The sequence below is a fragment of the Paucimonas lemoignei genome, from assembly GCF_004342585.1.
GTDB classification, from domain to species: Bacteria; Pseudomonadota; Gammaproteobacteria; order Burkholderiales; family Burkholderiaceae_D; genus Paucimonas; species Paucimonas lemoignei.
In genome coordinates this window covers 84972-109988 of record NZ_SLZQ01000002.1, presented here as the reverse complement: position 1 = coordinate 109988, position 25017 = coordinate 84972, and the positions used below count along the sequence as shown (strand labels likewise).

The following is a 25017-nucleotide window of genomic DNA, read 5'->3' as shown; positions in this document are numbered from 1 at the left end:
ACCCGACGATCTATGCCGCGGCCTTCATGGATGTACGCTGAGTCAAAATAATTTTCTTCAGCTCAGGCAAGCAGGAGCCGCAATTGGTGCCGCACTTGAGCTTGTCTTGCAGGCTCGCCAGGCAGACATCGCTATCGCCAACCATGCCAGCCAGGGCATCGCCGATCTGGCTTTCGCTGATATTGAAACAGTTGCAGACGATCTTGCCGCGCGACTTGAATCCCTGCGGCGCCTGACTGGATGGCATCAGCAGCAGGCGACCGAGCGAAGCCACCGCTTGTCCGCTTTCCAGGTATTCCTTGAGCCAATGCTCGGCGGAGATATCGCCTGCCAGGGCAACTGCCGCGAGCTTACCGTCGCGCACCAGGATACGCCGGGCATTGCCGCGTTTTTTATCGTCGTAACGCAGCACTTCGGCGCCGGCAATTCCAAACATGGATTCGATTTCCGCCAGCAGTTGCGGATCGGCGGCATAGTCGTCCGCGGCACGGAACAGGACGCCCATCTGCTCGCGGCCGAACAATGTACAGGATGCATAACCAAAGCGACGCATGAATGGGCGAAGCGAGGCTTGCAACTCCAGTACGCGCGAGGCATCCACCCAGCCGAACACCAAAAAGCGCCAGGGCAAGTCGGCCTTGAGGATCTTGACCGCGGCGTGCTTGAGTTCAGGCTGTTTCGAGTACGGGTCGATTGCGGGCAGCGTCACGGCATTCACGCCATAACTGCCGTCACCATTGGCGCCGCGCCCGGATACATATTCCTCGCCCCAGTGCATGCCGATGAAAGCCTGACCGGGGCGGATCTCATCGCTGGAGATTGCCGGCAGAATCTGCGAGCCGCGCCGGCTGGTGACATGCACAAGGTCGCCATTCCTGATGGAGCGCCGCTCCATGTCGAGCGCCGACATGACTACCGATGGCTCTGACTGGTGCGCGAATAATTGCGCGACCGTGCCGGTGCGGCTCATGCCATGCCACTGGTCGCGCAGGCGTCCCGTGGTCAGGCGGAATGGATAGCGCACATCGACCGGCTCGGCCACCGGCTGGTAGATGGTATTGACGAACCTGGCCTTGCCGTTCGCAGTCGGAAACAAGCCATCTTCGTACAGACGCTTCTTGCCGCTGTTGGCCCCTTCCGGAAATGGCCATTGTTGCGGTCCCTTTTCTTCAAGAATTCGATATGAGAGACCTGTGATATCGAGATCGCGTCCACGCGTGGATTCGCGGTGCTCGTTCCAGATCTCTTCTGTCGTTTCATAGGGAAAGAGCGTGCGAGGTTTATCCAGGAGCGCTTCGAGCTTGCGGGCAAAACGGATGGCGATTTCCCAGTCATGCAACGCTTCGCCGGGCTTGTCGAGCGCAGCTTTTATGCGCGTGATGCGCCGCTCGGAATTGGTGACCGTGCCTTCCTTTTCGCTCCAGGTCGTGGCGGGCAGGAGGATATCGGCATAATCCACGCTGGCAGTGGTCTTGTAGGCATCCTGGACGATTACGAGTTCCGCCTTGCGCAATGCTTCGCGGATCAACTTTTGCTCCGGCATCGATTGCGCCGGGTTGGTACAGGCGATCCATAAGATCTTGATCTCGCCGGCGCGCACCGCCTCGAACATTTCCACGGCAGTCTTGCCTGGCTTGGCGGGCACGTCGTCGATACCCCATAACCTGGCGACTTCGGCGCGATGCTCGGGATTGGCCAGGTCGCGATGCGCCGACAACAGGTTGGCCATGCCGCCGACCTCGCGCCCGCCCATGGCGTTGGGCTGGCCGGTCAGCGAGAACGGGCCGGCGCCCGGCTTGCCGATTTGGGCGGTAGCCAGATGCAGATTGATCAGGGCAGCATTCTTTGCCGTGCCGGATGCGGACTGATTGAGTCCCTGGCAATACAGCGACAGACTGGCCCTGGATTTGCCGAACAAGCGAGCTGCTTCCACGAGGTCTTGCTCGCGGATGCCGCAAATATCGGCAACATATGCCGGAGTGTAGTCACGCACGGTTTGCTTCAGCGCGGCGAAACCTTCGGTATGGGCATCGATATAGGCCATATCGACGAGGTCTTCCCACAGGCAGATATGCAGCATGCCGTTGAAGAGCGCGACATCCGTGCCCGGCAGGATCGGCAGGAACAGGTCGGCTTCGCGTGCCGTGTCTGTCTTGCGCGGGTCGGCGACGATGACCTTCAGCTTGGGATTGGCACGGCGCGCCATTTCCAGGCGGCGGTAAAGAATCGGATGCGCATACGCCGTGTTGGAGCCGACAATGAACACCACCTCCGTCAGGGCGATATCCTCGTAACAGGCCGGCGGCGCATCGGCGCCCAGCGTTTGCTTGTAGCCGGCCACCGCGCTCGACATGCACAGCCGCGAGTTGGTATCGATATTATTAGTGCCGACCAAACCCTTGGCGAGCTTGTTGAAAACGTAGTAATCCTCCGTGAGCAACTGGCCGGAAATGTAAAAGCCGATGCTATCCGGCCCATGCTCGCGTATCGTATTGGCGAATTTCTTTGCCATGAAATCCAGCGTGACATCCCAGGAAGCAGGCGTGCGCGTGTCGCTGCGCTCCAGTCGCAATTCCGGATGGAGGGCGCGCGCCTGCTGCTGCAGCACCGGGCTGGCCGACAAGTGCAGCGTACTGCCCTTGGTGCATAACCGGCCATAGTTGGCCGGATGTTCAGGATCGCCCTTGACGCCCAGCACCTGCGTGCCATCGGATTCGATGATCACACCGCAGCCGACGCCGCAGTAGCAGCAAGTTGCCCTGGTTTGCCGGATTGCAGTCATGCAGCCTTCGCCTCCAGGCCGAGTGCAGTCAGCTCGTTCACATCCAGATAGACCTTGCCCTTTTCCACCTTGACGGAGAACTTGGGCGTACAGCCGTCATCGGGCGCCACCGCGCAGCCGGAGCCGAGTTCGATATTCCAGTTGTGCAGAGGACAGGCGACGCGTTCGCCGAACACGATGCCTTGCGACAGCGGACCGCCCTTGTGCGGGCACTTGTCGAGCAGCGCGAAAATCTTGTCTTCGCTGTTGCGAAAAACCGCGACATCGGGCTGGTCGACGCGCTTGACTACGCGCGCGCCCAATACCGGGATGTCATCCACCTGGCAAATCGGTTTCCATTGTTGCGTCATGGTGCTTCCTTGTTCGAAAAGTGGTTCAGGCAATGTCAAACGCTGAGCGGGGCGAACTGGCGGGTATCGACCATCGCCTTTTCCGGCTCATGCCAGGGATCGGGCTCGCCATCGAGCGCAAACAGCAGGCGTTCGTACAAGGCCTTGCGATTGGCCGCATCCTCCACCACTTTCTTCTTCACATAATCCAGTCCGACACGGCCGACGTAATGCACCGTGCGCTCCAGGTACCAGCCTTCTTCACGGTACAACTGCAGGAAGGCGCCGGCGTATTCCAGCACTTCTTCATGGGTTTTCACCTTGACGAAGAATTGCGCCACTTCGGTCTTGATGCCGCCATTGCCGGCGACGTAGATTTCCCAGCCGGAGTCGACGCCGATCACGCCGACGTCCTTGATGCCGGCTTCGGCGCAGTTGCGCGGGCAACCTGATACCGCCAGCTTGACCTTGTGCGGCGCATACATGCGCGCCAGTTCGCGTTCGAGTTCCTGGCCCATGCGGGTAGAATCCTGCGTGCCGAAGCGGCACCATTCCGAGCCGACGCAAGTCTTCACCGTGCGCAAGCCTTTTGCATAGGCGAGGCCGGACGGCATGCCAAGGTCTTGCCAGACATTGCGCAAGTCTTCCTTCTTCACGCCCAGCAAGTCGATACGCTGGCCGCCGGTGACCTTGACGGTCGGGATCTTGTATTTTTCCACCACGTCGGCGATGCGGCGCAATTCATCGGCACTGGTCTCGCCGCCCCACATGCGCGGGATCACCGAGTAGGTGCCATCCTTCTGGATATTGGCGTGCGAGCGCTCGTTGATGAAGCGCGATTGCGGATCGTCCTTGGCTTCGTGCGGCCAGGTGGAAATCAGGTAATAGTTAAGCGCCGGCCGACACGACGCGCAACCATTGGGCGTGCGCCATTCCATGAATTGCTGCACGGCTGGAATCGTCAACAGCTTGTTGGCCTTGATGGCGTCGCGCACTTCCTGGTGGGTATGGTCGGTGCAGCCGCACATCGGCTTGGTTTTGGGCGAGGATGAATAGTCGCCGCCGGCGGTAAAGCTGATGATCTGCTCCACCAGGCCGGTGCAGGAGCCGCATGAAGCGGATGCCTTGGTGTGCTTGCGCACGTCTTCCAGGGTGAACAAGCCCTTTTCCTTGATCGCCTTGACGATGGAACCCTTGCAGACGCCATTGCAGCCGCACACTTCGGCATCGTCCGGCATGGCAGCGGCCTTGGTATGGCCTTCATGGCCGACGTCGCCGGGACGGCCGGTGTTGGCTTCGCCGAACATCAGGCTGTCGCGGATTTCGGCAACATTCTTGCCTTCGCGGAGCAGCTTGAAGTACCAACTGCCATCCACAGTATCGCCATACAGGCAGGCTCCCACCAGCTTGTCGTCTTTCAGCACCAGCTTCTTGTAGACGCCGCCGAGGGGGTCGGACAGCACGATTTCTTCGGTGCCTTCGCCGCCCATGAAATCGCCGGCCGAGAATAGATCGATGCCGGTGACCTTCAGCTTGGTGGAAGTGACCGAACCCTGGTAACGACCGATGCCGAAATTGGCCAGGTGGTTCGCGCATACCCTGGCCATCTCGAACAAAGGCGCCACCAGGCCATAAGCCGTACCACGATGATTGACGCATTCACCCACGGCGTAGATGCGTGGGTCATAGGTTTGCATGGTGTCATTGACGACAATGCCCCGGTTGCAATGCAAGCCGGCAGATTCCGCCAGCGCGGTATTCGGGCGAATGCCGACAGCCATCACCACCAGTTGCACCGGCACTTCCGTGCCATCGGTGAAGCGCACTGCCTTGACGCGGCCATTTTCATCGCCCAGGATTTCCTGGGTGTTCTTTTTCAACAGGAAGTGCAGGCCGCGCTGCTCCAATGATTTTTGCAGCATCTTGCCGGCGACTGAATCCAGCTGGCGATCCATCAGGGTGCCGGACAAATGGACTACCGACACATCCATGCCACGCAGTTTCAAGCCATTGGCGGCTTCAAGGCCCAACAGGCCGCCGCCGATGACGATGGCATGCTTGTACTTGGCCGCCGCCTCGATCATGGCATTGGTATCCTGGATGTCGCGGTAGGAAATCACGCCGTCCAGGTCCTTGCCGGGCACGGGCAGCACGAAGGGATTGGAGCCTGTTGCCAGCAGCAGGCGATCGTATTCCGCCGTGGTGCCATCTTCGGCAATCACCAGGCGCCGGACGCGATCGATCCTGGTGATCTTTTTGCCGAGATGCAGAGTGATGTTGTTTTCCGCGTACCAGTCGACATCGTTGAGCATGATGTCCTTGATGGTCTGTTCGCCTGCCAGCACCGGCGAGAGCAGAATGCGGTTGTAGTTGGCATAGGGTTCGGCACCGAACACGGTAATGTCATACACATCCGGCGCAAGCTTGAGCAGTTCTTCTAGCGTGCGCACGCCCGCCATCCCGTTGCCCACCATGACCAGCTTCAGCTTTTTCATTGCGCTTTCCTCCTGATTGCTCTCCGCCTTTTCTCTAGCAAAAGCAATGCCAGTTGTGGGTGCAGGAAAAACAGCCCTATCGGGTGCAAGCACGCCTCGCAATGGTGAAATCAATCGGCTTCGTTTAGTGCACGGCACCGCAATGGCGCATGTCATGGCAAATTCGGCAACGTAATCCCGTTCTTCACCATGAGAGGCAATCACCAAACAATGGCATGGCACTTGCGTAGTGCAATGCATTCGCGTTGTTGAACGGTGCGCGCTCCATGTAAAACATCCTACGGGCACTCACATATCAGCAATGTCATTCACACGGCATGCTTGTTGCTAATAATGAGAAATGAATTCCGGACTTAATTTTCTAGTCGCCGCGCGCCAATGCGAAATTGGCGAACTCGAACAACTCGCCCGCACCGGCGAACTGGTCGGTGTGATCAGCAGGTTCACCCACGAGTTGCAGCGCGAGCGCGGCATTTCCAACCTGTTCCTCGGCGCGCAAGGCAAGCGCTTTGGCAAGCAGCTGGCCTCGCAGGTCGCGGAATGTCGCCAGCTCGAGCGCGATGTGCGACAACACTTCGCCCGGCTCGACACCGATGCCATCCGCGTGCGCAATGGCGCGCGCCTGTTCAGCCGGATCGCCGTGGTGCTGCATGCGCTGGATGGCCTTGCCGGACTGCGCCACCGCATCGCCACGCAAGCGCTGACGCCCGGCGACTCCACCGAGGCCTTCAGCCGCCTCATCTCCGGCTTGCTCGCAGTGGTATTCGAAGCCGCCGACAGCGCTTCCGATCCGGCCATCACCCGCGCGCTGGTCGCCATGTTCAATTTCATGCAAGGGAAAGAATTCGCCGGACAGGAACGCGCTTTCGGCGTGGCGATCTTCGCTTCCGGCTACATCGACACCACCCGCCAACATCACTGGCGGCACCTGGTCGAATCGCAGGAAGCCTGTTTCCAGGTGTTTTCCGACTTTGCCGATGCCGCGATAAGAGCGGACGTGCAGGCGAGCCAGGACATCGCTGTCCTGAACGAGCTTGAACGCCTGCGGCGCGCCGGCTTCTCGATCGGCAGCGGTGGCCGCACGGACCCGGGAATGACGCAAGCCTGGTATGACTGCTGCACGCGCAGGATCGATGCCATGAAAGCCGTCGAAGATTCCATCGTGCTCCACCTGCGCCAGCTATGCGAACGCAAGATCGCGCAAGCCCGCACCGAATTACGCGACCATCAAACGATTTTGGACGCGCTCACGCGGCAGGCGAGCGCGGCACCAGCCAGCACCACCGCCGCGTACGGTCCCAATCTGGAACGTTCCGTCGTCGGCATGCTGCAGGAACAGTCGCGGCGACTGCAAGTCATGAGCGATGAACTCGACACCGTTCGCACTGCCCTCAACGAGCGCAAGACCATCGAACGCGCCAAGGGTTTGCTGATGGCGCACCGGCAGCTCAGCGAGCAGGATGCCTACAAGATGCTGCGCCGGACGGCAATGAACCAGAAACGCCGGTTGATCGATGTCGCCGAAGCCGTGCTCGCCATGTCGGACATGCTGCCGCGGAATGCTCTTTAATCCGGTGCATGCCAGCGCCCTGTTGGTGCATGCCGATCGGGCGCGAAGCATATATGGCTACAGCAGCCATCTCCTGGCGGGCAAGGCTGCCGCCCAATTCACGGGCATACGCGCACCGCTTTGACTATTTCGACCCATGCGGGTGCGGAACTGGCGGTTTTTGTTCCATGCCGGGTCATGCTTTTACCAACCAGGCGCCGGATCGAAGCTTGGCATGGTCTCTGCTTATACAGAGACGAGCCCGCGCCAACGGCGGCGCGAGTGAAAGTCAATACCGACTTCTGGACAACGGCGTCCATCCTCCGTTTGTTATTTAAACAGGCGGTGTGATGGACGTTTTTTATTTTGCTACACGGGGAGCTGAAAATGGATAGCAAATCGAACAAGCCTGCAAACTTGTCGCGCCGTTCGGTCATCAAGGGCGCTGCCGCTCTGGCGGGCGCAAGTATTACTGGCAGCCTGTGGCCGGCGATCGCGTCGGCGCAGAACACCGCGCTGGAAACCAAGGCAGCCAAGCTTGGCTTCATCGCGCTCACCGATGCCGCGCCGCTGTTCGTTGCGGATGAAAAGGGATTCTTCAAGAAGCATGGCATGACCGAGGTCGAAGTCGTCAAGCAATCGTCCTGGGGCACGACGCGCGACAATCTGGTCCTGGGATCGAAGAGCAATGGCATCGACGGCGCGCACATCCTGACGCCCATGCCCTATCTGATCAGCACCGGCGCGGTCACGGCAAACAACGTGCCGACGCCAATGTATATCCTGGCGCGCCTGAACCTGGGCGGCCAGTGCATTTCGGTAGCCAACGAGTACAAGGACCTGAAAGTCGGCCTGGATAACAAGGAATTCAAGAAGGCATTGCTGGCCAAGCGGCTGAAGACAGGCAAGCCGGTGAACGCCGCCATGACTTTCCCGGGCGGCACGCACGATATGTGGATTCGCTACTGGATGGCCGCCGGCGGCGTCGACCCGACCCGAGATATCTCGACCATCGTGGTGCCACCTGCGCAAATGGTGGCCAACATGAAGGTCGGCAGCATGGATACCTTCTGCGTGTGCGAGCCGTGGAACCGTCAGCTGATCAATCAGAAGATCGGCTACACCGCGCTGACCACCAGCGAGCTGTGGATGAATCATCCGGAAAAATCCTTTGCGATGCGCGCCGATTATGTCGACGCCAATCCCAACTCGGCCAAGGCCTTGCTCAAGGCAATCATGGAAGCGCAGATGTGGTGCGAAGATCCGAAGAACCGCGCCGAGGTAGCCGAGATCTGCTCGCGCCGGCGCTGGATCAATGCGCCGGTGGCGGACATCATCGACCGAGTCAAGGGAGATTTCGACTATGGCACCGGCCGCGTCGAAGCCAACAGCAAATTCCAGATGCGATTCTGGAAGGACAATGCCAGCTACCCCTTCCAGAGCCACGATCTCTGGTTCCTGACTGAAAACCAGCGCTGGGGCTATCTGCCCATGAACCTCGATACCAAGAACCTGATCGCCAAGGTCAACCGCGAAGACATGTGGAAAACAGCAGCCAAGGAACTGGGCGTCTCAGCCAAGGATATTCCGACTTCCACGTCACGCGGCGTCGAGAAATTCTTTGACGGCAAAGTATTCGATCCCGCCAAGCCGAAAGCCTATCTCGACAGCCTGGCGATCAAGTACCTGAAGAGCGCCTGAGCACCGGAGCGGACCACGTTTTGAACCACAGGAGAATTCCATGAGTAACTCTGAAACCATCGCGCCGATCCCCCTTGCGACGGCGGCAATGCGAACCGCGCCGGCATGGCAAGCGTCGCTTGTGTCGGCGGGCCGCACCTTCCTCTCGCGAGTGGTGCCGCCGATTGTCATCATCGGTTTGCTGATCCTCATCTGGCAAATTCTGGGCTCGCGTCCCGGCGCCGCCCTGCCCAGCCCGAGCCAGGTGGTGAATGACACCTGGGAGCTGATCGTGGATCCGTTCTTTAACAATGGCGGCAACGACGTCGGGCTGGCCTGGCAAATCCTGGCCAGCCTGCAGCGCGTCGCCTACGGTTATACCCTGGCGGTTGTGGTCGGCGTCGGCCTTGGCGTACTGGTCGGCCAGTCGACCTGGGCGCTGCGCGGCCTCGACCCATTGTTCCAGGTGCTGCGCACGGTGCCGCCGCTGGCATGGCTGCCGATTTCGCTGGCCGGTTTCCGCGACGGCAATCCGTCGGCCATCTTTGTGATTTTCATTACTTCGATCTGGCCGATCATCATCAATACCTCGGTTGGCATTCGCAACATTCCCGAAGATTACCGCAACGTTGCCCGCGTGGTTCGCCTGAACGGCGTCGAGTACTTCGGCAAGATCATGCTGCCGGCCGCCGCGCCGTACATCTTCTCCGGACTGCGCATCGGCGTCGGCTTGTCCTGGCTGGCGATCATCGCGGCGGAAATGCTGATCGGCGGCGTCGGCATCGGGTTCTTTATCTGGGATGCATGGAATTCGTCCCGCATTTCCGACATCATCCTCGCCCTGGTGTATGTGGGCCTGGTCGGTTTCACGCTTGACCGTATCGTTGCCTGGATCGGCAAGAAGATTACACGGGGCACTTCCGCCGGCTGAAGGAGATCATCATGAGCCAACCCTATCTCACCCTTTCGCAAGTCGACATGAGCTTCGGAAACGGAGCAACCTCGACCCAGGTACTCAAGGGTATCAACCTGACTGTCGAGCGCGGCGAATTCATCTCGCTGATCGGCCACTCGGGCTGCGGCAAATCCACGGTGCTCAATATCGTCGCGGGACTGCTGAAGGCCACCTCGGGCGGCGTCATCGTCGATGGGCGCGAAGTCAACGCTCCCGGCCCCGACCGCGCGGTGGTGTTTCAGAACCATTCGCTGCTGCCCTGGCTGACGGTCTACCAGAACGTCGAAATCGCGGTCAACAAGATTTTCAAGGATAAGAAAAGCGCGGCTGAACGCAAGGAATGGATCCTGCATAACCTGGCGATGGTCAATATGTCGCATGCGCTTGACCGTCTGCCGTCGCAAATCTCTGGCGGCATGAAGCAGCGCGTCGGCATCGCCCGGGCGCTGGCCATGGAACCGAAAGTGCTGCTGCTCGACGAGCCGTTCGGTGCGCTCGATGCGCTGACCCGTGCCCATCTGCAGGATGAAGTCATTCGCATCCAGGCGGAACTGGGCAATACCGTGATGATGATCACCCACGACGTCGACGAGGCGGTATTGCTGTCCGATCGCGTGGTGATGATGACTAACGGGCCATCGGCCACGATCGGCCAGGTGCTCAATATCGACCTGCCCCGTCCGCGCAATCGCATTACGCTGGCCGGCGACCCGGTGTACAACCACTGCCGCCAGGAGATACTCACCTTCCTGTACGAGAAGCAGCGCAAGCTCGAATCGATCAACGCATCCCGCCAGAGCAAGGCCGCCGGCCAGGCAGAGAAAGCCACGGCGTAAGCGGCGCATTCCCCGGCATGGTCCGACGTCGCGCCCAGCGCCGCCGGACCATGCCATTTCCTCTTCAAGCGTTTCCGTGCCGGGCCAGTGACGGCGGAATACGTTACAATCTCGGCTTGTTCCACACCACCAGCCGCCTCCTTCCCAGCTGCTCTTCCCATGCTTGTCCTTGGCATCGAATCCTCCTGTGACGAAACCGGCGTTGCCTTGTACGATACGCAAGGCGGCCTGCTTGGCCACGCCCTGCACTCGCAGGTGGCGATGCATGAAGCGTATGGCGGCGTAGTGCCGGAGCTGGCTTCGCGCGACCACATCCGCCGCGCCTTGCCACTTTTGCAGCAAGTGCTGGAACAAAGCGGCTCGCCATTGTCGGCCATCGATGCCATCGCCTATACCCAGGGCCCTGGCCTGGCCGGCGCATTGCTGGTCGGCGCCTCGGTGGCCTGCGGCCTGGGACTGGCATTAGACAAGCCGGTGCTGGGCGTGCACCATCTGGAAGGACATTTACTGTCACCGCTCCTGGCAAAAGATCCGCCGGAATTTCCCTTCATCGCCCTGCTGGTCTCGGGCGGCCACACGCAACTGATGCGGGTGGATGGCGTCGGCCGCTATACGCTGCTGGGCGAAACCATGGATGACGCCGCCGGCGAAGCCTTCGACAAGTCGGCCAAGCTGCTGGGCCTGGGTTACCCGGGCGGACCGGCGATTTCGCGGCTGGCGGAGTTTGGCGACCCCAATGCCTACAAGCTGCCGCGGCCGATGCTGCATTCGAAAAATCTGGATTTCAGCTTTTCCGGCCTGAAGACCGCCGTGCTGACCCTGGTGAAAAAGCATCCGGCCAATATCTGCGAACAGGACAAGGCGAACATCGCCCGCGCCTTCGTCGATGCCATCGTTGACGTGCTGGTGGCCAAATGTGTCGATGCGCTCAAGCAGACCGGCTTGAAGCGACTGGTGATCGCCGGCGGCGTCGGTGCCAATGCGCAACTGCGCGCGGCCCTCAACGCAGCGGCGCAAAAACGGCGCTTCCGCGTGTTCTATCCCGAGCTGCAATTCTGTACCGATAATGGCGCCATGATTGCCTTTGCCGGCGCCCAGCGCTTGATGCGCAATCCTGACGCGGCCACGCGCGACTATTCGTTCGGAGTGCGGCCGCGCTGGCCGCTGGAAGAACTGCCTGCCGCTTGAGTGTTGACAGCCAAGCTTCGACAAGCACGCTTTCATGACCAAGCTTTCGTCACCGCGCCTCCGGCAAAACGGCAGCGGCAATTGCACCCGGATTGCCCCTGTGTATAGAAATGTCTGTATATATGGGAAAATGTCAGCCTTGCATTTCAGAGTACTTCCATGCCGACTTCCCAATTGATCCAGTATGCCGGCGCCACCATTTTTGCGCTGGCGGTATTGCACACCTTTTCCACCAAGTTCTTCGACCACCTGTCGCATACGCATCCGCGACATGCCGGGCTGTTTCACCTGCTGGGCGAAGTCGAAGCGGTCTTTGGCTTCTGGGCGATGATACTGATCCTGTTCATGGCGGTCACGGCCGACATGCACACCGCCATCGACTACCTGGAGCAGCAAAACCTGACCGAACCGCTGTTCGTGTTCGTGATCCTGGTGATGGCCGGCACCCGTCCGATCCTGTATCTGGCCAAGCGCCTGGTCGACTGGATTTCCGCGGTCCTGCCCTTGGCAGCGCCCGTCGCCTATTACCTGACCTGCCTGAGCGTGGTGCCGCTGCTGGGTTCTTTCATCACCGAACCGGCCGCCATGACCCTGGCTGCGCTATTGCTGCGCGACCGCTATTACAGCCAGCCGATTTCGCAACGCCTCAAGTATGTCACCCTGGGCGTGCTGCTGGTGAATGTCTCGATCGGCGGCGTGCTCACGCCCTATGCCGCGCCTCCGGTGCTGATGGTGGCGGCCAAGTGGGGCTGGGACTTGCCCTTCATGCTCAGCATGTTTGGCTGGAAGGCGGCACTGGCGGTCGGCATCAATGCCATCGGCGCCGCCCTGCTGTTCCGCCGCGAGTTGTCGGCGCTGCAAACGCCTGCTACAGAAAACAATAAGGATGGCATGCCGTTCCTGGTGGTCGCCATCCACGTGCTATTCCTGCTTGGCGTGGTGTATTTCAATCATCACCCGGTCGTTTTCTTTGGCCTCTTCCTGTTTTTCCTGGGCTTTACCGAGGCTTACCATAAATATCAGGATCCGCTGATGCTGCGCGAAGGCTTGATGGTGGCGTTCTTCCTGGCGGGCCTCGTCATCCTCGGTGGCGAACAGAAGTGGTGGCTGCAACCGCTCCTGGCCGGCATGGATGCGACCGTGCTGTATTTCGGCGCCACGGCTCTTACGGCGATTACCGATAATGCGGCGCTGACCTACCTCGGCTCGCTGGTGGAAGGCATTTCGGATACGGCCAAATACGCCCTGGTGGCAGGCGCCGTCACCGGCGGCGGCTTGACCGTGATTGCCAATGCGCCCAATCCGGCTGGCTTTGCGATTCTCAAGGGCAGCTTCGATGAGGAATCCATCAGCCCGCTCGGCCTGTTCGCCGCCGCCCTCACGCCGACGGTGGTCGCCATGCTCTGCTTCCTGTTGCTGTAGCAGGCTGACGCAGCACGAGTCAAATGCAAACGGGGCGGAATGTATCCGCCCCGTTTTTTTTATGGTTGCTGGCAATGCCGGCTGCAGGCTATTTTTTCAGCCTGCTTTTTTCTTGCTGCCGATGCGGCTTTCCTTGCCGGCCAGGAGATTGCCGATATTGGCGCGATGCCGGTAAACCAGCAATGCGCTCATGACCAGTATCGCCAGCAGGATTTCATCCGTGCCAAACAGCAGGCCGTAATAGAACGGCGCAAACACTGCCGCCACCAGCGCCGCCAGCGAGGAGTAGCGGAAGGCATACGCAATCACCAGCCAGGTCACCAGCGTCGCCAGGCCCAGCCAGCCATTCACGCCCAATAAAACACCGAGCGCCGTCGCCACGCCTTTGCCACCGACGAATTTGAAAAACACTGGCCACAGATGGCCGATGAATACGAAGATCGCCACCAGCGCCACACCGGCTTCATCGAGACCGTACTGCGGACCGATTTTCTGCGCCAGCCACACCGCCAGCCATCCCTTGAAGCAATCACCGGCAAGCGTCAGCGCGGCAGCGGCCTTGTTACCGCTGCGTAGCACATTGGTCGCCCCCGGATTTTTCGAGCCATACGTGCGCGGATCGGCCAGGCCAAACACGCGGCTGACCACCACCGCAAACGACAGCGAGCCAATCAGGTAAGCCGCCAGCGCAAATGCCAAATAAATCATTCTTTCCCCTTGAAGCTGTATGTATAGTTGTAACTACTCAATCCGCCAGCGCACAATTCACCGGCGTGGCTTGCAAGCTTGTCACCAGCACTTTCGGATCGATGCCGACCAGATAGCCGCGCCGTCCGCCGTTGATGTAAATCTTGTCCAGTCCAAGAATGCTTTCCTCGACATAGACCGGCATGGTCTTGCGCGTACCGAACGGCGACGTGCCGCCCACCAGATAACCGGAATGGCGATTGGCCACTTCCGGCTTGCAAGGCTCGACCGATTTGCAGCCGATCTGTCGCGCCAGGTTCTTTGTCGAAACCTTGCAATCGCCATGCATCAGCACGATCAGCGGCTTGGCCGCATCGTCCTGCATCACCAGCGTCTTGACGACGCTATGCTCCTCCACCCCCAGTTCGCGCGACGACACCGCGGTGCCGCCATGCTCTTCATAGGTATACGGATGTTCAGTGAAGGCGATGCCGTGCCGGCGCAGAAATTGCGTTGCCGGCGTTTCGGAAACGTGCTCTTTTTTAGCCATGCGTGTTACGCTAAACCTGTTCGCAGATTGAAACCGGGGCTTATTATGCAACAAGAAATCCGCTTTGCGACCTTCAATGTATGCAATCTGGCACTGCCAGGCGTGAGTTTTTACGACAATGTGCCGCCCTATACCCCGGAAGAGTATGAAGCGAAGCTGAACTGGCTGGCACGCAAGATCGATGAGATCGATGCCGATGTCATCGCCTTTCAGGAAATTTTTTCGCAATCGGCATTGCGCGACGTCCTGGTACGCACGCGTCATTACCGCGAAGCACATCATGCCGGCTTCGATCCGGACCCCGCCATTGAACCGTTGACTCCCAGCGTCGCCCTGGTGTCGCGCCTGCCGTTTGCCGCGCCCCCCGCGTCGTATCACGGCCTGCCGCCCGCCGTGCTCGCCAGCCTGGGCCCGCAAAGCCTGCCGCTGACGCGCTTTACCCGTCCGCTCTTGCATGTGCCGGTGCAACTGACTCCGGAATTGAAGGTAAATATTCTGGTGGTGCATCTGAAGTCCAAGCGGCCGGACTATCTCGATGGCGAAGATATCCTGGACCCGGGGCTGTATGACCTGGCGTCGCTGCGTTCGCTGTATCGGCGCGGCATCGAAGCGGTGGGGCTGCGCCATGTGCTCGACGGCTTGATGCGCGACGATGATCATGTGCCGCTGATGGTCATGGGCGATTTCAATGACATTGCCGAGTCGGTCACCACGCAACTGGTGATGGGCGTGGGAAGGCCGCAGCTCGATCCGGAAGACTTCGGCCTGCGCCTGTTCGACAGCTACCACATCCAGGAGCTACGTGATTTTTCGCGTGACGTCGGCTACAGTCACCTGCACGAAGGCGTCTTCCATACGATCGACCACGTGCTGGTGTCCAAGGAATTCCATCCGGAATGGCCAGAAGCCTTAGGCACGATCTCGGAAGTGGCATACGTGAACGATCATATCCACCTGCATGACCCGCAAGCCTCGGACCATGGCGCCGTGGTGGTGCGCCTGATTTTGCACGATACCGCCGCAAGCGATGCCGGCACTGGCCCCTTGGGCGATGCCTTTCCCTGAGACCCCTGCTCCTCACTTGCCTTTCACTTCGCAGTTCGCTTGACGCCGGCTGCCATTCACCCGCGCGGATGATGCTGCGCATGCAATTGCTTCAGGCGCTCGCGCGCCACGTGCGTATAGATTTGCGTCGTCGAGATATCGGCATGCCCCAGCAACAGCTGCACCACGCGCAGGTCGGCGCCATGATTGAGCAAATGCGTGGCAAAGGCATGGCGCAGCGTATGCGGCGACAAGGGTGCATGGATGCCTGCCTTGGCCGCGTGTTTTTTTATCAGCGTCCAGAACATTTGCCGGGTCATGGCGCCGCCGCGGGCGGTGACGAACAGGGCGTCGGAAACCTGGCCATTCAGAATCTGCCTCCTTGCCTCGCGCAGATATCGCTCGATCCAGGCACGCGCTTCCTCGCCGAAAGGCACCAGGCGGGTCTTGCTGCCCTTGCCGGTGATGCGCAAGACGCCTTCATTCATGCCGACCTCGATCGACTTGAGCAATACCAGTTCCGAGACGCGCAAGCCGCTGGCATACATCAGTTCGAGCATGGTGCGGTCGCGCAAGCCCAGCGGCGTATTGGCATCGGGCGCCGCCAGCAATGCTTCGACCTGCGCTTCGGACAAGGTCTTGGGAAAACGCGGCGGTTGCTTGGCCGACTGCATGTGCAGGCAGGGATCGGCCTCGATCTTTTTCTGCCGCAGCGCCAGCTGGTAAAAGCGCTTCAATACCGCCAGGCGCCGATTGGCCGACGTAGCCTTGGTATCGGCATGACGAGCGGCGAAATATGCATGCAAGTCATCCGCCTGCGCCTGCAGCACAGGCTTGCTGCGCTCGGCGCGCAACCATAATGCAAACAGGCGCATGTCGCGCCGGTACGCTTCCAGCGTGTTTTTCGCCAGGCCATCCTCCAGCCACAGGCTGTCGCAGAATTCATCGATGGCAGCCTGATCTTCCGCCGCAAGGCCTGGAGCGGAACTTGCCGCCGGAACGGCACGCGGCGTGCGGGTGCGGGGTTTGACTGCCTTATTCACTGATAACCGGCGACGCCTTCATGCGCCAGGAGCCAACGCTTGACGCCGACATGAAAGCCGGTGACATCGTCATGATTGGAAAAGCCGCCCAGGCCGCCACTGGCCGTCACGCGATGGCAGGGAATCACCAGCGGAAACCAGTTGGCGCCGCAGGCCTGGCCGACGGCGCGCGGCGACCCGCATCCCACCGCCTTGGCGACAGCGCCATAGGTCAGCACTTCGCCGCGCGGAATGCTGGAGATGGCTTGCCACACACGTTGCTGAAACGCCGTGCCGACCTTGGCCAGGGGAAGATCGAAACGGAAATCGGCTTGCTTGAAATAGCGTTCGACCTGGCGTGCCGCCAGCTCGGCGGGGCGATTCGAGGGCGCCTGCTCGTCGCGCGCAAACGAAGACGGCAGATACACCAGTTCATGCACGTATTGGTCATCGCTGCGGATGCCGATGAAGCCGAACGGGGCGGGAACGATGGCGGAAAAAATCGGGCCGTTTTGCGGAGAAGTCATGGCCGCAAAGCTTAGCGCAAAACCGGTTCGGACGGAACCGTCCGTGCCGATCCGGCATCGTCATGACAAACATGTCCGGACTTCAGAATGCGGCCCAAGGTATTTAATGAGATAGCACACAAAGAAAAAAAGCGCGTCTCGCGACGCGCCCAAATCTTTTGATGTCCCGGACCTCTTTTATAGCGGCATTCTCAGAACACCTGTCTCCTCGCCACACGGTGCATCCGTCTGTGTTTTTGCTGTCACCTCGCTCCTCCTTGGTGCGCTTTTCCTCACCGAAATTTGATGTCATGCACTTTGTTACTGGTGTTTTCAGTATGCGTATTGCCTAACATACGACTTCGGTGGACAGACACTGTAGCAGTGCGATTCTCCTTTTATCTGACAAACATCAACTATTTACCATGTCAAGCTGACATTTATCCAACGAAAAAATTGATTTAAAGAAATTTAACCTTTCCCTTGTGTGCACTCACCGTGCCGCTGTCACTTCACCAGCAGCACCGGCACTTTCGCAAGATTCAATAATTTCAAGGATACCGAGCCCAGCAGCATGGTGGAAATCTTGTTCTGTCCACGTGTGCCCATGACGATTTCATCGAATCCCTGTTCGTTGGCGTAACGCGCCATGACTTCGGCCGGCTCGCCGACAAAGACATGCGCCTGATAGGGAATGCCGGCTTCATCCAGCAGCTTGCGCGCCCCGGCCAATGCCTTGGCGCCGTCTTCCTGATGCAATTCCTTGATCTGTGCGGCGCTGATAAAGCTGCTGACGCCGCCATGCAAGGGATACTGGACATTCACGATATGCAGCTCGGCTTTTTCGCGCCCCGCCTGGATTTTCGAGATCAGGTAGGCCAGCCCGCGCAAGGAGCCGGGCGAATCATCACAGGCGATCAGAATTTTGGACATGGGACTCTCCCTTATGGTGATTTACTGTTCGATCGGGGATCAGGAGGCATGCGGCGGCTCGTCCGGCCGGCTGTCGCGGGCCAAATCCTCCATGGCTGCAGCCCGCTGCGCTTGGGTGCGACCAGCCAATGCCTTGCCGGTCGCCACCACCAGGACGGCGCCGATTGCCGGCGCGACCCATTTGGCCAGCGGGAATGCGCGCATCACGGTGTCATGGACCGCCACATCCGACACCAGCATGCCGCCCGCAATCCAGCCCAGCAAGGCGCCACCGGCGATGACAACGACCGGAAAACGGTCCATCAGCTTGATGACCAGCTGGCTGCCAAGCAGGATGATGGGAATCGACAGCAGCAAGCCGAAGATGACCAGGACCAGATGGTCGCCCGCCGCGCCGGCGATGGCGATCACGTTATCCAGGCTCATCACGGCATCGGCAATGATGATGGTCTTGACCGCGCCAAACAGCGTGGTGCCGGCTTCGATGTGATGCCCACCTTCGTCGGGTTCCGGCTGCAATAGCTTGATGCCGATCCAGAACAGCAGGAAAGCACCAACGATTTTCAAAAAGGGCACCTGCAGCAGATTCACGGCAAAGAAAATCAGGATGACACGCAAACCGATCGCGCCGGCCATGCCCCACAGGATACCGAGCTTGCGTTCGCGTTCCGGCAAGCGCCGGCAGGCCAGGCCAATCACGACGGCATTGTCGCCACCCAGTACGATATCGATCGCCACAATCTGCAAAAGCGCGATCCAGAACTGAGGGCTGGTGAAATCCATGATGTCCTTTCCAAAATAACAAATCACTTGCGAAAACAACCAGCATTATGCGCTGTTCCTGCTGGGCTGAGAATCATTAGCTTGCGGAAACAAGGTATGCTTAGCATCTTTCCTGCATTATTACCGCGACTTCTCGCGCTGGCTGTTTCATGTCGATTGCTTCCCTGCTGTTTCCCGATTTCACGCTCATCCTGCTGGGCTTCGTGTTATACCGGACCACCAACTGGGGACAGGCATTCTGGATGGGTGCAGAGAAGCTGGTGTATTACGTCCTGTTTCCTGCCTTGCTGTTTTATTCCACCACGCGCGCGCCGCTCGACTTTGCCAGCACCGGCAAGATGATCCAGACGGCCATGCTGACGCTGGCCGGCGGCATTGCCCTGGGATGGCTGGGCAAGTTCCTGTTTCGTCCCGGGCCGATGTTGTTTGAATCGGGCGTGCAAACCGCTTTCCGTTTCAATTCCTATATTGCCTTGGCCCTGGCTTCGCGTTTAGCGGGTGAGCAAGGAGTCGGATTGATGGCCTTGATCATTGGCTTTGCCGTGCCGACAGCGAATCTGGCAGCAGTGCATGCCCTCACGCACAAGGATGGCAACCTGCTCAAGGAAATGGTGAAGAACCCCTTGCTCATGTCGACCTTGTGCGGCGTGCTGTTCAACCTCGCTGGCCTGCATGTGCCGGAAGTGCTGGGCGCCAGCCTGTCGCGGCTGGGCAATGCGTCGATTGCGCTTGGCTTGATCATGGTGGGCGCGGGTTTGCGTTTGTCCGGCTTGCATGAAGCTAAAGGGCTGGCCGCCTGGTTTACCGCGATTAAGTTGGTAGGCATGCCGGCCATGGCGTTTTTCATTGGCCGCTGGCTGGGGTTGCCGCAACTGCAATTGCAGACTGCCGTGCTGTTCGGCGCCTTGCCGACCGCTTCCAGCGCCTATGTGCTGGCGGCGCGCATGGGCGGCAACGGGCCTTTTGTCGCGTTCCTGATTTCGGCGGGGACGGTATTGTCGGCGCTGACCTTGCCGGTGTGGCTGGCGCTGGCTGGGTAAAACGCCATATAGGGCTAGGGCTGCCCGGGTTTACTGGTCGCGATACAGTTGAATGATTGCCGACAAGTCCTTGTCTCCCCATCCGCGCGCAATCAGCATCTGATAGAGCTGTTGCGAAACCGCGCCCAGTATCACCGGCTGTTTCACTTCGCGCGCCGCATCCACCGCCAGGTTGACATCCTTGAGCATGATTTCAGCCGTGCCGCCGGGTGCATAGCCATGGGACGCCGGCGCATCGGGCGACACGCCGGGCCACGGGTTCATCGTGTCGGAACTGAAGCAGCGGCCTGACGAGACGTTGATCGCGCCGGCCAGAACCTTCGGATCGACTCCGAGCCTGACTCCCAGCGCCATGACTTCGCTGGTGCCGGTCATGGAAATCGCCAGCAGCAGGTTGTTGCAAATCTTGACCACTTGCCCGCTGCCGGGCTCGCCGCAATGAATGACGTTTTTGCCCATGGTTTTCAGCACCGGCTCGATCTGCGCAAACAAGTCGGCGTCCGCGCCCACCATGAAAGTGAGCGTGGCGGCCTTGGCGCCCATGCTGCCGCCGGATATCGGCGCATCCGCCATTTTCAGGCCGCGAGCAGCGGCCGCGTCGACCAGCTCGCGCGCGGTATGCGGATCGATCGTGCTGCAATCGACCAGCACGGTATCCTTGCCAGCACCGGCCAGGATGCCATCCTGCGCCAGGTAAACCTGCTTGACAAGCCGCGGCGATGGCAAGGCCGTCATCACCAGTTCGGATTGCGCAGCCACGTCTTTCGCCGAGCCGGCGGCAACCGCGCCGCCAGCAACAGCCGCTGCAACCGCAGCCGGGTTGATATCGAAGACATTCACGGTCAAGCCTGCCTTCAGCAGGTTCGCCACCATGGGGGCACCCATGTTTCCCAAACCGACAAAACCGACGCGCATGGACTTTTTGCTCATTTCAATTATGGTGACAGGAAGCGGGTTCACGGCTTCCGGTTATTGACCGAAACGGTCACGGACGAGGTGGTAATCAGGTCCATCAGGATATTTCTGGCCCGCTCCTCGGCATAGTCATTCCGTGCCGCGCCGGCAGCCTGGGCAGCCTCCGTCAGGCCATCGATGATGGCATGCAGCTGATCGATATGCAGATCGCAAATCTTGGCCAGGCTGGGATAACGGTCCTGATGAAAATAGAGAAACCGCCGTGCCAGCGTCTGCAGCATGGCATAGAATTCGGCAGCGTAGCTATTACGCGAAGCTTGTCCCAACACCCTTGTCAGATCAAAATGCACGCGCATGTACCTGCGCATGTCCCGGCGGGTTTTCAGTTTCTCGAATTCCGCAACCAACTTAGTCATCTCGGCGCGTTCCTGCTCGCTAGCGCATTGCGTTGCCTGCGGAATAATCAATCGCTCAATCTCGCGGCGGCACTGGATAACGTGCAGCTGGCCCTGGTAATCGATTTCAGAAATGAAGATGCCTTGCCTGGGCGCGATGTGCACCAGTCGCTGGAACGCCAGCTTTTGCAGCGCATCGCGGGTCGGCGACCGGCCGATTCCGATCCGCTCGCCCAGCACGCTTTCCGACCATTGACTCCCAGCCGGCAATTCACCGGTGACAATCATTTCTTCAAGGATGACGTAAGCTTTTTCGGTCTGGCTCACCGCTTCGCGATCGAACAGTTTTTCCGGTGTCTTCACTCTCATATTTTTATCCTGATGCTTCGTTACGTCGCCGCGATACTTTTCTGCAGTTCCCGCTTTAATACTTTTCCAGTGCTATTTTTAGGAAACTCAGGGACGAAAACGTAACGCTTCGGCCGCTTGAAACGCGCAATGCTCTGAATGCAATGGTCGTCCAGTTCCTCCGCCGTCACCGTGGCGCCCGCATGGCACACCACGAAAGCCACCACCACTTCGCCCCATTCCGGATCGGGCGCACTGACCACCGAAACTTCCGCAACGGCCGCGTGGGTCAGCAGCGCTTCCTCCACCTCGCGCGGATAGATATTGCTGCCGCCGCTAATGATAACGTCTTTCGAACGATCCTTGAGGTACAACAGCCCGCGCTCGTCCAGCAAACCGATATCGCCGGTACGCAGTGCGCCATCCACCACGGTCTTTTGCGTCGCTTCCGGATTATTCCAGTAGCCTGACATCACGGTCGGCCCCCTGACGACAACTTCGCCTGCCACGCCGGGCGCGACTGGTTTGTTATCGCCATCCATGATGGACACGTGGATGGCGGTTTGCACAAAACCCACGGACGCCAGCATGGCGGTATCGTTTTCGGCGACGGCGCGGGCCAGGTGCTCGGCCGGCAAGGCTGAAATGGTCATCGGTGTTTCGCCCTGGCCATACATCTGCGCGATCCGCGGGCCGAAGCATTGCACGGCAGCTTTGATGTCTTCAACGTAAAACGGCGCCCCACCAACCAGCAATGCGCGCAGTCCGGGCGAGCTGACAGGATTGTTCTGCGCATATTGCACCAGTCGGTGCACGATGGTGGGCGCGGCAAACAGGCTGACTTTGTCGTAATGGTTAAACAGTCCGAATAGCTCAGCCTCATCCAGCCCGCCGGATTCCGGCACCACCTGCAGCGCGCCCTTGATGAAATACGGCAGGCTGTAAATGCCGCTGCCGTGCGACATTGGCGCGACATGCACCAGCACATCGTCGCTGGCGATAGTCTGCACATCCGAATAAAAATGCATCGCCGCGCTGACCATGTTGGCATGAGACAGCATGACGCCCTTGGGGCGGCCGGTCGTGCCACTGGTATAGAACAGCCACGCCAGGTCACGGTCGCTGTCGCTGACCGGCGGGAGAGGAGGATTGTTCATCGCCAGGCGGTATGCCTCGGACGCCACATCGACCAGTTGCAGATCGACGATCTGTGCCGCCACAGGCTGCAACGCCTGGAACAGCTCGCCTTGCGACATGCAGGCGCGCGCGCCGGAATCGCGCAGCATGTAATCGATTTCATTCGGATGCAGCTTGCTGTTGACCGGAACCACCGCCAATCCGGCATGCCAGCTGGCCAGCATCAGTTCCATGTATTCAGGGCAGTTTTTCATCGCCAGCATGATGCGGTCGCCCGCCTGCAATCCCAGCGTATGGCGCAGCCAGTATGCCAGCGACCGCACCCGCTGGTTCAACTCCGAATACGTCAAGGCGGGCTCGGTGCCCTTGGCCAGCGCCGGGCGCTGCGCGTACAGTTGCACACTGCGTTGAAAGAGATGGCTCAGATTCATGATTGTCTCGCGAAGATTCGGACTACCGGGTATCAAAAATTCGGTTTATTGCTTGCCAAGGATGATGATGGACGTCGATGCCTCTTCGACGCCGCGGAAGCCGCCGCCGTTTTCCGCAATCGCAAAGCGGGCGTTCTCGACCTGGCGCGCGCCGGCTTCGCCACGCAGTTGCGTCACCATCTCGTACACCTGCGCCAGGCCAGTGGCGCCGATCGGATGGCCGCGCGACAGCAGGCCGCCGGAGACGTTGATCGGAATTTTGCCGCCGAGCGTGGTGGCGCCGGATTCCGCCATCGGGCCGCCTTCGCCGAAGGCGCAAAAGCCGAGCGCTTCGGTTTGCTGGATCTCGGCAAACGCGGTGGCGTCGTGCACCTCCGCCAGCGACATGTCTTCCGGGCCGACGCCGGCAGTCTCATACGCCTGCAGCGCCGCCAGGTGGCACAGGTGGCGTTCGTACTCAGTGGCGGCGCGGTCGGTGGCGCTGCGTATTACGCTGGCGCACAGGCGCACCGCGCGGTTTTGCTGCAGTTTCTTCAGCCCCGCTTCGTTGCAGATGATGGCTGCCGCGGCGCCGTCGCCGATCGGCGCGCACATCGGCAAGGTCAGCGGCCAGGACACGGGCCGCGCCGCCAGCACTTCGTCGATGGTCATCGGATACTGGAACTGGGCCAGCGGATTGCGCGTCGAATGCACGTGGTTTTTCGCCGCGACTGCCGCGATCTGGCGCTGGGTGGTGCCGAAGGTCTGCATATGCAGCCGTGCCAGGCTGGCATAGATATCCATGAACACGCTGCGCTTGCCCGGCTCGACATAGTCCGCCGGCGGCTTGACGTCGGGAGCGAGGTCCATCAGGGATTGCATCTGCTGGCTGGCCTGGTGCACATCCCAGGCGCCATCGAACACGGCAAAGCTTTTTTCCTTATCGGTGGAGAACAGCTTGTCGACGCCGACCGCCAGGCAAATATCGCCCGCGCCGGATGCGACAAACATATGGGCCGCATTGAGGGCCGTGCTGGAACTGGCGCAGGCATTCTCGACATTCACCACCGGAATGCCGGTAATACCCGCCGCCGCCAGCGCAATCTGACCGGCCACCATGTACTGGCCTTCGATCGAACCTTGCCCGGCGGTGGCGAAATAAGCGCCTTGCAGCAAGCCGGCCTCGCAACCCGCATCCTTCAATGCCGCGCCCACTGCTTCGCGCACGAGATCCTTGACGCTGGTTTCCAGCTGCTTGCCGAAGCGCGTGATGCCGACGCCGACGATATAGGTAGGGTTAGTGCTCATGATTCACTCCTGTAGTAATGATCGATTCAACGATGTCGCGTTGCGCTTCGAGTTCGGCGGCCGTGCCGGACCAGGCCACCGCGCCGTGGTCCAGCACATACTGCCGGTGCGCCAGGCGCATCGGCACCTTCAGGTTCTGCTCGACCAGCACGATGCCGGTGCCTTGCTTATGCACCATGGTGAAAATCTCGATCAGATGATTGACGATCAGCGGCGCCAGGCCCTCGGTCGGCTCATCCAGCAAGAGGATTTTCGGGTTGCCGAGCAAGGCCCGGGCGATCGACAGCATCTGCTGCTCGCCGCCGGACAACTGGTCGCCGCCGAAGCCGATGCGCTCCTGCAGTCTGGGAAAGATTTCGAGCACGCGCTCGATGGTCCAGTAACCAGGCTTGTGCGCCAGCGCGCCCATGCGCAGATTTTCGAGCACCGACAAGTTCGGAAAAATGCGGCGGCTATCCGGCACCAGCGCGATTCCGAGGCGGCTGATGTTTTCGACCGCCTGGCGGCTGATGTCCTGTTGCTGGAACAGGCGCCGGCCTTGCTGCAGCGGCAGCAGGCCCATCATGGTTTTCAGGGTGGTGGATTTTCCCGCGCCGTTGCGGCCGACGATAGCGATGATCTCGTCCTGCGCCGCCTTGATGCTCACATCGCTCAGCACGCGTGCGGGCCCGTATTGAACATAGGCGTTTTCCAGTGCAATCAT

Annotated in this window: 22 protein-coding genes; 8 read left to right on the top strand and 14 right to left on the bottom strand. The window is 60.0% G+C overall.

Annotated elements, in window-relative coordinates; translation table 11 throughout:
* Positions 1-10: 10 nt before the first annotated feature.
* The 3 genes from EDC30_RS03690 to nirB are packed head-to-tail and all read right to left on the bottom strand — an operon-like array spanning position 11 to position 5606.
* Positions 11-2782 carry a nitrate reductase gene (locus tag EDC30_RS03690; protein WP_165973716.1) on the bottom strand — a complete coding sequence of 924 codons (2772 nt, stop codon included), beginning with the start codon at positions 2780-2782 and terminating at the stop codon, positions 11-13.
* Positions 2779-3132: a nitrite reductase small subunit NirD gene (gene nirD / locus EDC30_RS03685; protein WP_132257422.1), complete on the bottom strand. Its 354-nt coding sequence runs from the start codon at positions 3130-3132 to the stop codon at positions 2779-2781. The genes EDC30_RS03690 and nirD overlap by 4 nt, the downstream gene beginning before the upstream one ends.
* Before the next feature lie 35 nt (positions 3133-3167).
* On the bottom strand, positions 3168-5606 hold the full coding sequence (gene nirB, locus EDC30_RS03680) for a nitrite reductase large subunit NirB (protein ID WP_132257420.1): 2439 nt from the start codon (positions 5604-5606) through the stop codon (positions 3168-3170).
* A 340-nt stretch (positions 5607-5946) separates the two neighbouring features.
* Between nirB and EDC30_RS03675 the strand changes: the two genes are divergently transcribed.
* The 6 genes from EDC30_RS03675 to EDC30_RS03650 all read left to right on the top strand — a co-directional run bounded on the left by EDC30_RS03675 (position 5947) and on the right by EDC30_RS03650 (position 13236).
* Entirely contained in the window at positions 5947-7176 is a 1230-nt protein-coding gene (locus tag EDC30_RS03675; protein ID WP_132257419.1) for a nitrate regulatory protein, read from the top strand.
* Between the two features lie 366 nt (positions 7177-7542).
* A complete protein-coding gene (locus EDC30_RS03670) occupies positions 7543-8856 on the top strand; it encodes an ABC transporter substrate-binding protein (protein WP_132257417.1) in 1314 nt (437 codons plus the stop codon).
* Positions 8857-8896: 40 nt separating this feature from the next.
* Positions 8897-9766, top strand: coding sequence for a nitrate ABC transporter permease (gene ntrB / locus EDC30_RS03665; RefSeq protein WP_207907202.1), 870 nt, complete (start codon positions 8897-8899; stop codon positions 9764-9766).
* Positions 9767-9777: 11 nt separating this feature from the next.
* Positions 9778-10626 (top strand): ABC transporter ATP-binding protein, encoded by an 849-nt coding sequence (locus EDC30_RS03660; RefSeq protein ID WP_132257415.1) that lies wholly within the window; start codon positions 9778-9780, stop codon positions 10624-10626.
* Between the two features lie 159 nt (positions 10627-10785).
* A complete protein-coding gene (gene tsaD, locus EDC30_RS03655) occupies positions 10786-11814 on the top strand; it encodes a tRNA (adenosine(37)-N6)-threonylcarbamoyltransferase complex transferase subunit TsaD (RefSeq protein WP_132257414.1) in 1029 nt (342 codons plus the stop codon).
* Between the two features lie 159 nt (positions 11815-11973).
* Positions 11974-13236: a putative Na+/H+ antiporter gene (locus tag EDC30_RS03650; RefSeq protein WP_132257412.1), complete on the top strand. Its 1263-nt coding sequence runs from the start codon at positions 11974-11976 to the stop codon at positions 13234-13236.
* Positions 13237-13332: 96 nt separating this feature from the next.
* On the opposite strand, the gene plsY is transcribed toward EDC30_RS03650, so the two are convergent.
* A complete protein-coding gene (gene plsY, locus EDC30_RS03645; RefSeq protein ID WP_132257410.1) occupies positions 13333-13944 on the bottom strand; it encodes a glycerol-3-phosphate 1-O-acyltransferase PlsY in 612 nt (203 codons plus the stop codon).
* 37 nt (positions 13945-13981) lie between these two features.
* Positions 13982-14473 (bottom strand): Cys-tRNA(Pro) deacylase, encoded by a 492-nt coding sequence (gene ybaK / locus EDC30_RS03640; protein ID WP_132257408.1) that lies wholly within the window; start codon positions 14471-14473, stop codon positions 13982-13984.
* Between the two features lie 45 nt (positions 14474-14518).
* Between ybaK and EDC30_RS03635 the strand changes: the two genes are divergently transcribed.
* The gene (locus tag EDC30_RS03635; RefSeq protein ID WP_132257406.1) at positions 14519-15538 is read left to right on the top strand and encodes an endonuclease/exonuclease/phosphatase family protein; all 1020 of its coding nucleotides are present in this window, start codon (positions 14519-14521) and stop codon (positions 15536-15538) included.
* 56 nt (positions 15539-15594) lie between these two features.
* Here the strand turns inward: EDC30_RS03635 and xerD are convergent, their stop codons facing one another.
* The 4 genes from xerD to EDC30_RS03615 form a co-directional block, all read right to left on the bottom strand.
* Positions 15595-16560, bottom strand: a complete 966-nt coding sequence (gene xerD / locus EDC30_RS03630; protein ID WP_132257405.1) for a site-specific tyrosine recombinase XerD — start codon at positions 16558-16560, stop codon at positions 15595-15597.
* Positions 16557-17066 (bottom strand): methylated-DNA--[protein]-cysteine S-methyltransferase, encoded by a 510-nt coding sequence (locus EDC30_RS03625; protein ID WP_132257403.1) that lies wholly within the window; start codon positions 17064-17066, stop codon positions 16557-16559. The genes xerD and EDC30_RS03625 overlap by 4 nt, the downstream gene beginning before the upstream one ends.
* 486 nt (positions 17067-17552) lie before the next feature.
* Positions 17553-17978, bottom strand: a complete 426-nt coding sequence (locus tag EDC30_RS03620) for a universal stress protein (protein ID WP_132257401.1) — start codon at positions 17976-17978, stop codon at positions 17553-17555.
* 39 nt (positions 17979-18017) lie between these two features.
* The gene (locus EDC30_RS03615; RefSeq protein WP_132257399.1) at positions 18018-18761 is read right to left on the bottom strand and encodes a TerC family protein; all 744 of its coding nucleotides are present in this window, start codon (positions 18759-18761) and stop codon (positions 18018-18020) included.
* A 149-nt stretch (positions 18762-18910) separates the two neighbouring features.
* Here EDC30_RS03615 and EDC30_RS03610 point away from each other — a divergent pair, with 149 nt between their 5' ends.
* Positions 18911-19801 carry an AEC family transporter gene (locus EDC30_RS03610; protein ID WP_132257398.1) on the top strand — a complete coding sequence of 297 codons (891 nt, stop codon included), beginning with the start codon at positions 18911-18913 and terminating at the stop codon, positions 19799-19801.
* A gap of 30 nt (positions 19802-19831) precedes the next feature.
* Here the strand turns inward: EDC30_RS03610 and mmsB are convergent, their stop codons facing one another.
* Genes mmsB through EDC30_RS03585 form a run of 5 tightly spaced genes read right to left on the bottom strand, consistent with a single transcriptional unit; the run spans position 19832 to position 25017 of the window.
* Positions 19832-20716 carry a 3-hydroxyisobutyrate dehydrogenase gene (gene mmsB, locus EDC30_RS03605; RefSeq protein ID WP_132257763.1) on the bottom strand — a complete coding sequence of 295 codons (885 nt, stop codon included), beginning with the start codon at positions 20714-20716 and terminating at the stop codon, positions 19832-19834.
* Between the two features lie 41 nt (positions 20717-20757).
* A complete protein-coding gene (locus tag EDC30_RS03600) occupies positions 20758-21480 on the bottom strand; it encodes a GntR family transcriptional regulator (protein WP_132257396.1) in 723 nt (240 codons plus the stop codon).
* A gap of 20 nt (positions 21481-21500) precedes the next feature.
* On the bottom strand, positions 21501-23027 hold the full coding sequence (locus tag EDC30_RS03595; protein ID WP_132257395.1) for an AMP-binding protein: 1527 nt from the start codon (positions 23025-23027) through the stop codon (positions 21501-21503).
* Between the two features lie 45 nt (positions 23028-23072).
* A complete protein-coding gene (locus tag EDC30_RS03590; protein WP_132257393.1) occupies positions 23073-24314 on the bottom strand; it encodes a thiolase family protein in 1242 nt (413 codons plus the stop codon).
* Entirely contained in the window at positions 24304-25017 is a 714-nt protein-coding gene (locus EDC30_RS03585) for an ABC transporter ATP-binding protein (RefSeq protein ID WP_132257392.1), read from the bottom strand. The genes EDC30_RS03590 and EDC30_RS03585 overlap by 11 nt, the downstream gene beginning before the upstream one ends.

Bases quoted from the DNA above. Each gene is read 5' to 3' on its own strand.
- EDC30_RS03595 (WP_132257395.1), bottom strand. From the start codon at position 23,027: ATGAATCTGAGCCATCTCTTTCAACGCAGTGTGCAACTGTACGCGCAG.
- EDC30_RS03615 (WP_132257399.1), bottom strand. From the start codon at position 18,761: ATGGATTTCACCAGCCCTCAGTTCTGGATCGCGCTTTTGCAGATTGTG.
- EDC30_RS03610 (WP_132257398.1), top strand. From the start codon at position 18,911: ATGTCGATTGCTTCCCTGCTGTTTCCCGATTTCACGCTCATCCTGCTG.
- ybaK (WP_132257408.1), bottom strand. From the start codon at position 14,473: ATGGCTAAAAAAGAGCACGTTTCCGAAACGCCGGCAACGCAATTTCTG.
- EDC30_RS03600 (WP_132257396.1), bottom strand. From the start codon at position 21,480: ATGAGAGTGAAGACACCGGAAAAACTGTTCGATCGCGAAGCGGTGAGC.
- ntrB (WP_207907202.1), top strand. From the start codon at position 8,897: ATGAGTAACTCTGAAACCATCGCGCCGATCCCCCTTGCGACGGCGGCA.
- EDC30_RS03660 (WP_132257415.1), top strand. From the start codon at position 9,778: ATGAGCCAACCCTATCTCACCCTTTCGCAAGTCGACATGAGCTTCGGA.
- plsY (WP_132257410.1), bottom strand. From the start codon at position 13,944: ATGATTTATTTGGCATTTGCGCTGGCGGCTTACCTGATTGGCTCGCTG.
- EDC30_RS03590 (WP_132257393.1), bottom strand. From the start codon at position 24,314: ATGAGCACTAACCCTACCTATATCGTCGGCGTCGGCATCACGCGCTTC.
- EDC30_RS03690 (WP_165973716.1), bottom strand. From the start codon at position 2,782: ATGACTGCAATCCGGCAAACCAGGGCAACTTGCTGCTACTGCGGCGTC.
- nirB (WP_132257420.1), bottom strand. From the start codon at position 5,606: ATGAAAAAGCTGAAGCTGGTCATGGTGGGCAACGGGATGGCGGGCGTG.
- nirD (WP_132257422.1), bottom strand. From the start codon at position 3,132: ATGACGCAACAATGGAAACCGATTTGCCAGGTGGATGACATCCCGGTA.
- EDC30_RS03670 (WP_132257417.1), top strand. From the start codon at position 7,543: ATGGATAGCAAATCGAACAAGCCTGCAAACTTGTCGCGCCGTTCGGTC.
- EDC30_RS03675 (WP_132257419.1), top strand. From the start codon at position 5,947: ATGAATTCCGGACTTAATTTTCTAGTCGCCGCGCGCCAATGCGAAATT.
- EDC30_RS03635 (WP_132257406.1), top strand. From the start codon at position 14,519: ATGCAACAAGAAATCCGCTTTGCGACCTTCAATGTATGCAATCTGGCA.
- EDC30_RS03620 (WP_132257401.1), bottom strand. From the start codon at position 17,978: ATGTCCAAAATTCTGATCGCCTGTGATGATTCGCCCGGCTCCTTGCGC.
- tsaD (WP_132257414.1), top strand. From the start codon at position 10,786: ATGCTTGTCCTTGGCATCGAATCCTCCTGTGACGAAACCGGCGTTGCC.
- EDC30_RS03650 (WP_132257412.1), top strand. From the start codon at position 11,974: ATGCCGACTTCCCAATTGATCCAGTATGCCGGCGCCACCATTTTTGCG.
- EDC30_RS03585 (WP_132257392.1), bottom strand. From the start codon at position 25,017: ATGATTGCACTGGAAAACGCCTATGTTCAATACGGGCCCGCACGCGTG.
- EDC30_RS03625 (WP_132257403.1), bottom strand. From the start codon at position 17,066: ATGACTTCTCCGCAAAACGGCCCGATTTTTTCCGCCATCGTTCCCGCC.
- mmsB (WP_132257763.1), bottom strand. From the start codon at position 20,716: ATGCGCGTCGGTTTTGTCGGTTTGGGAAACATGGGTGCCCCCATGGTG.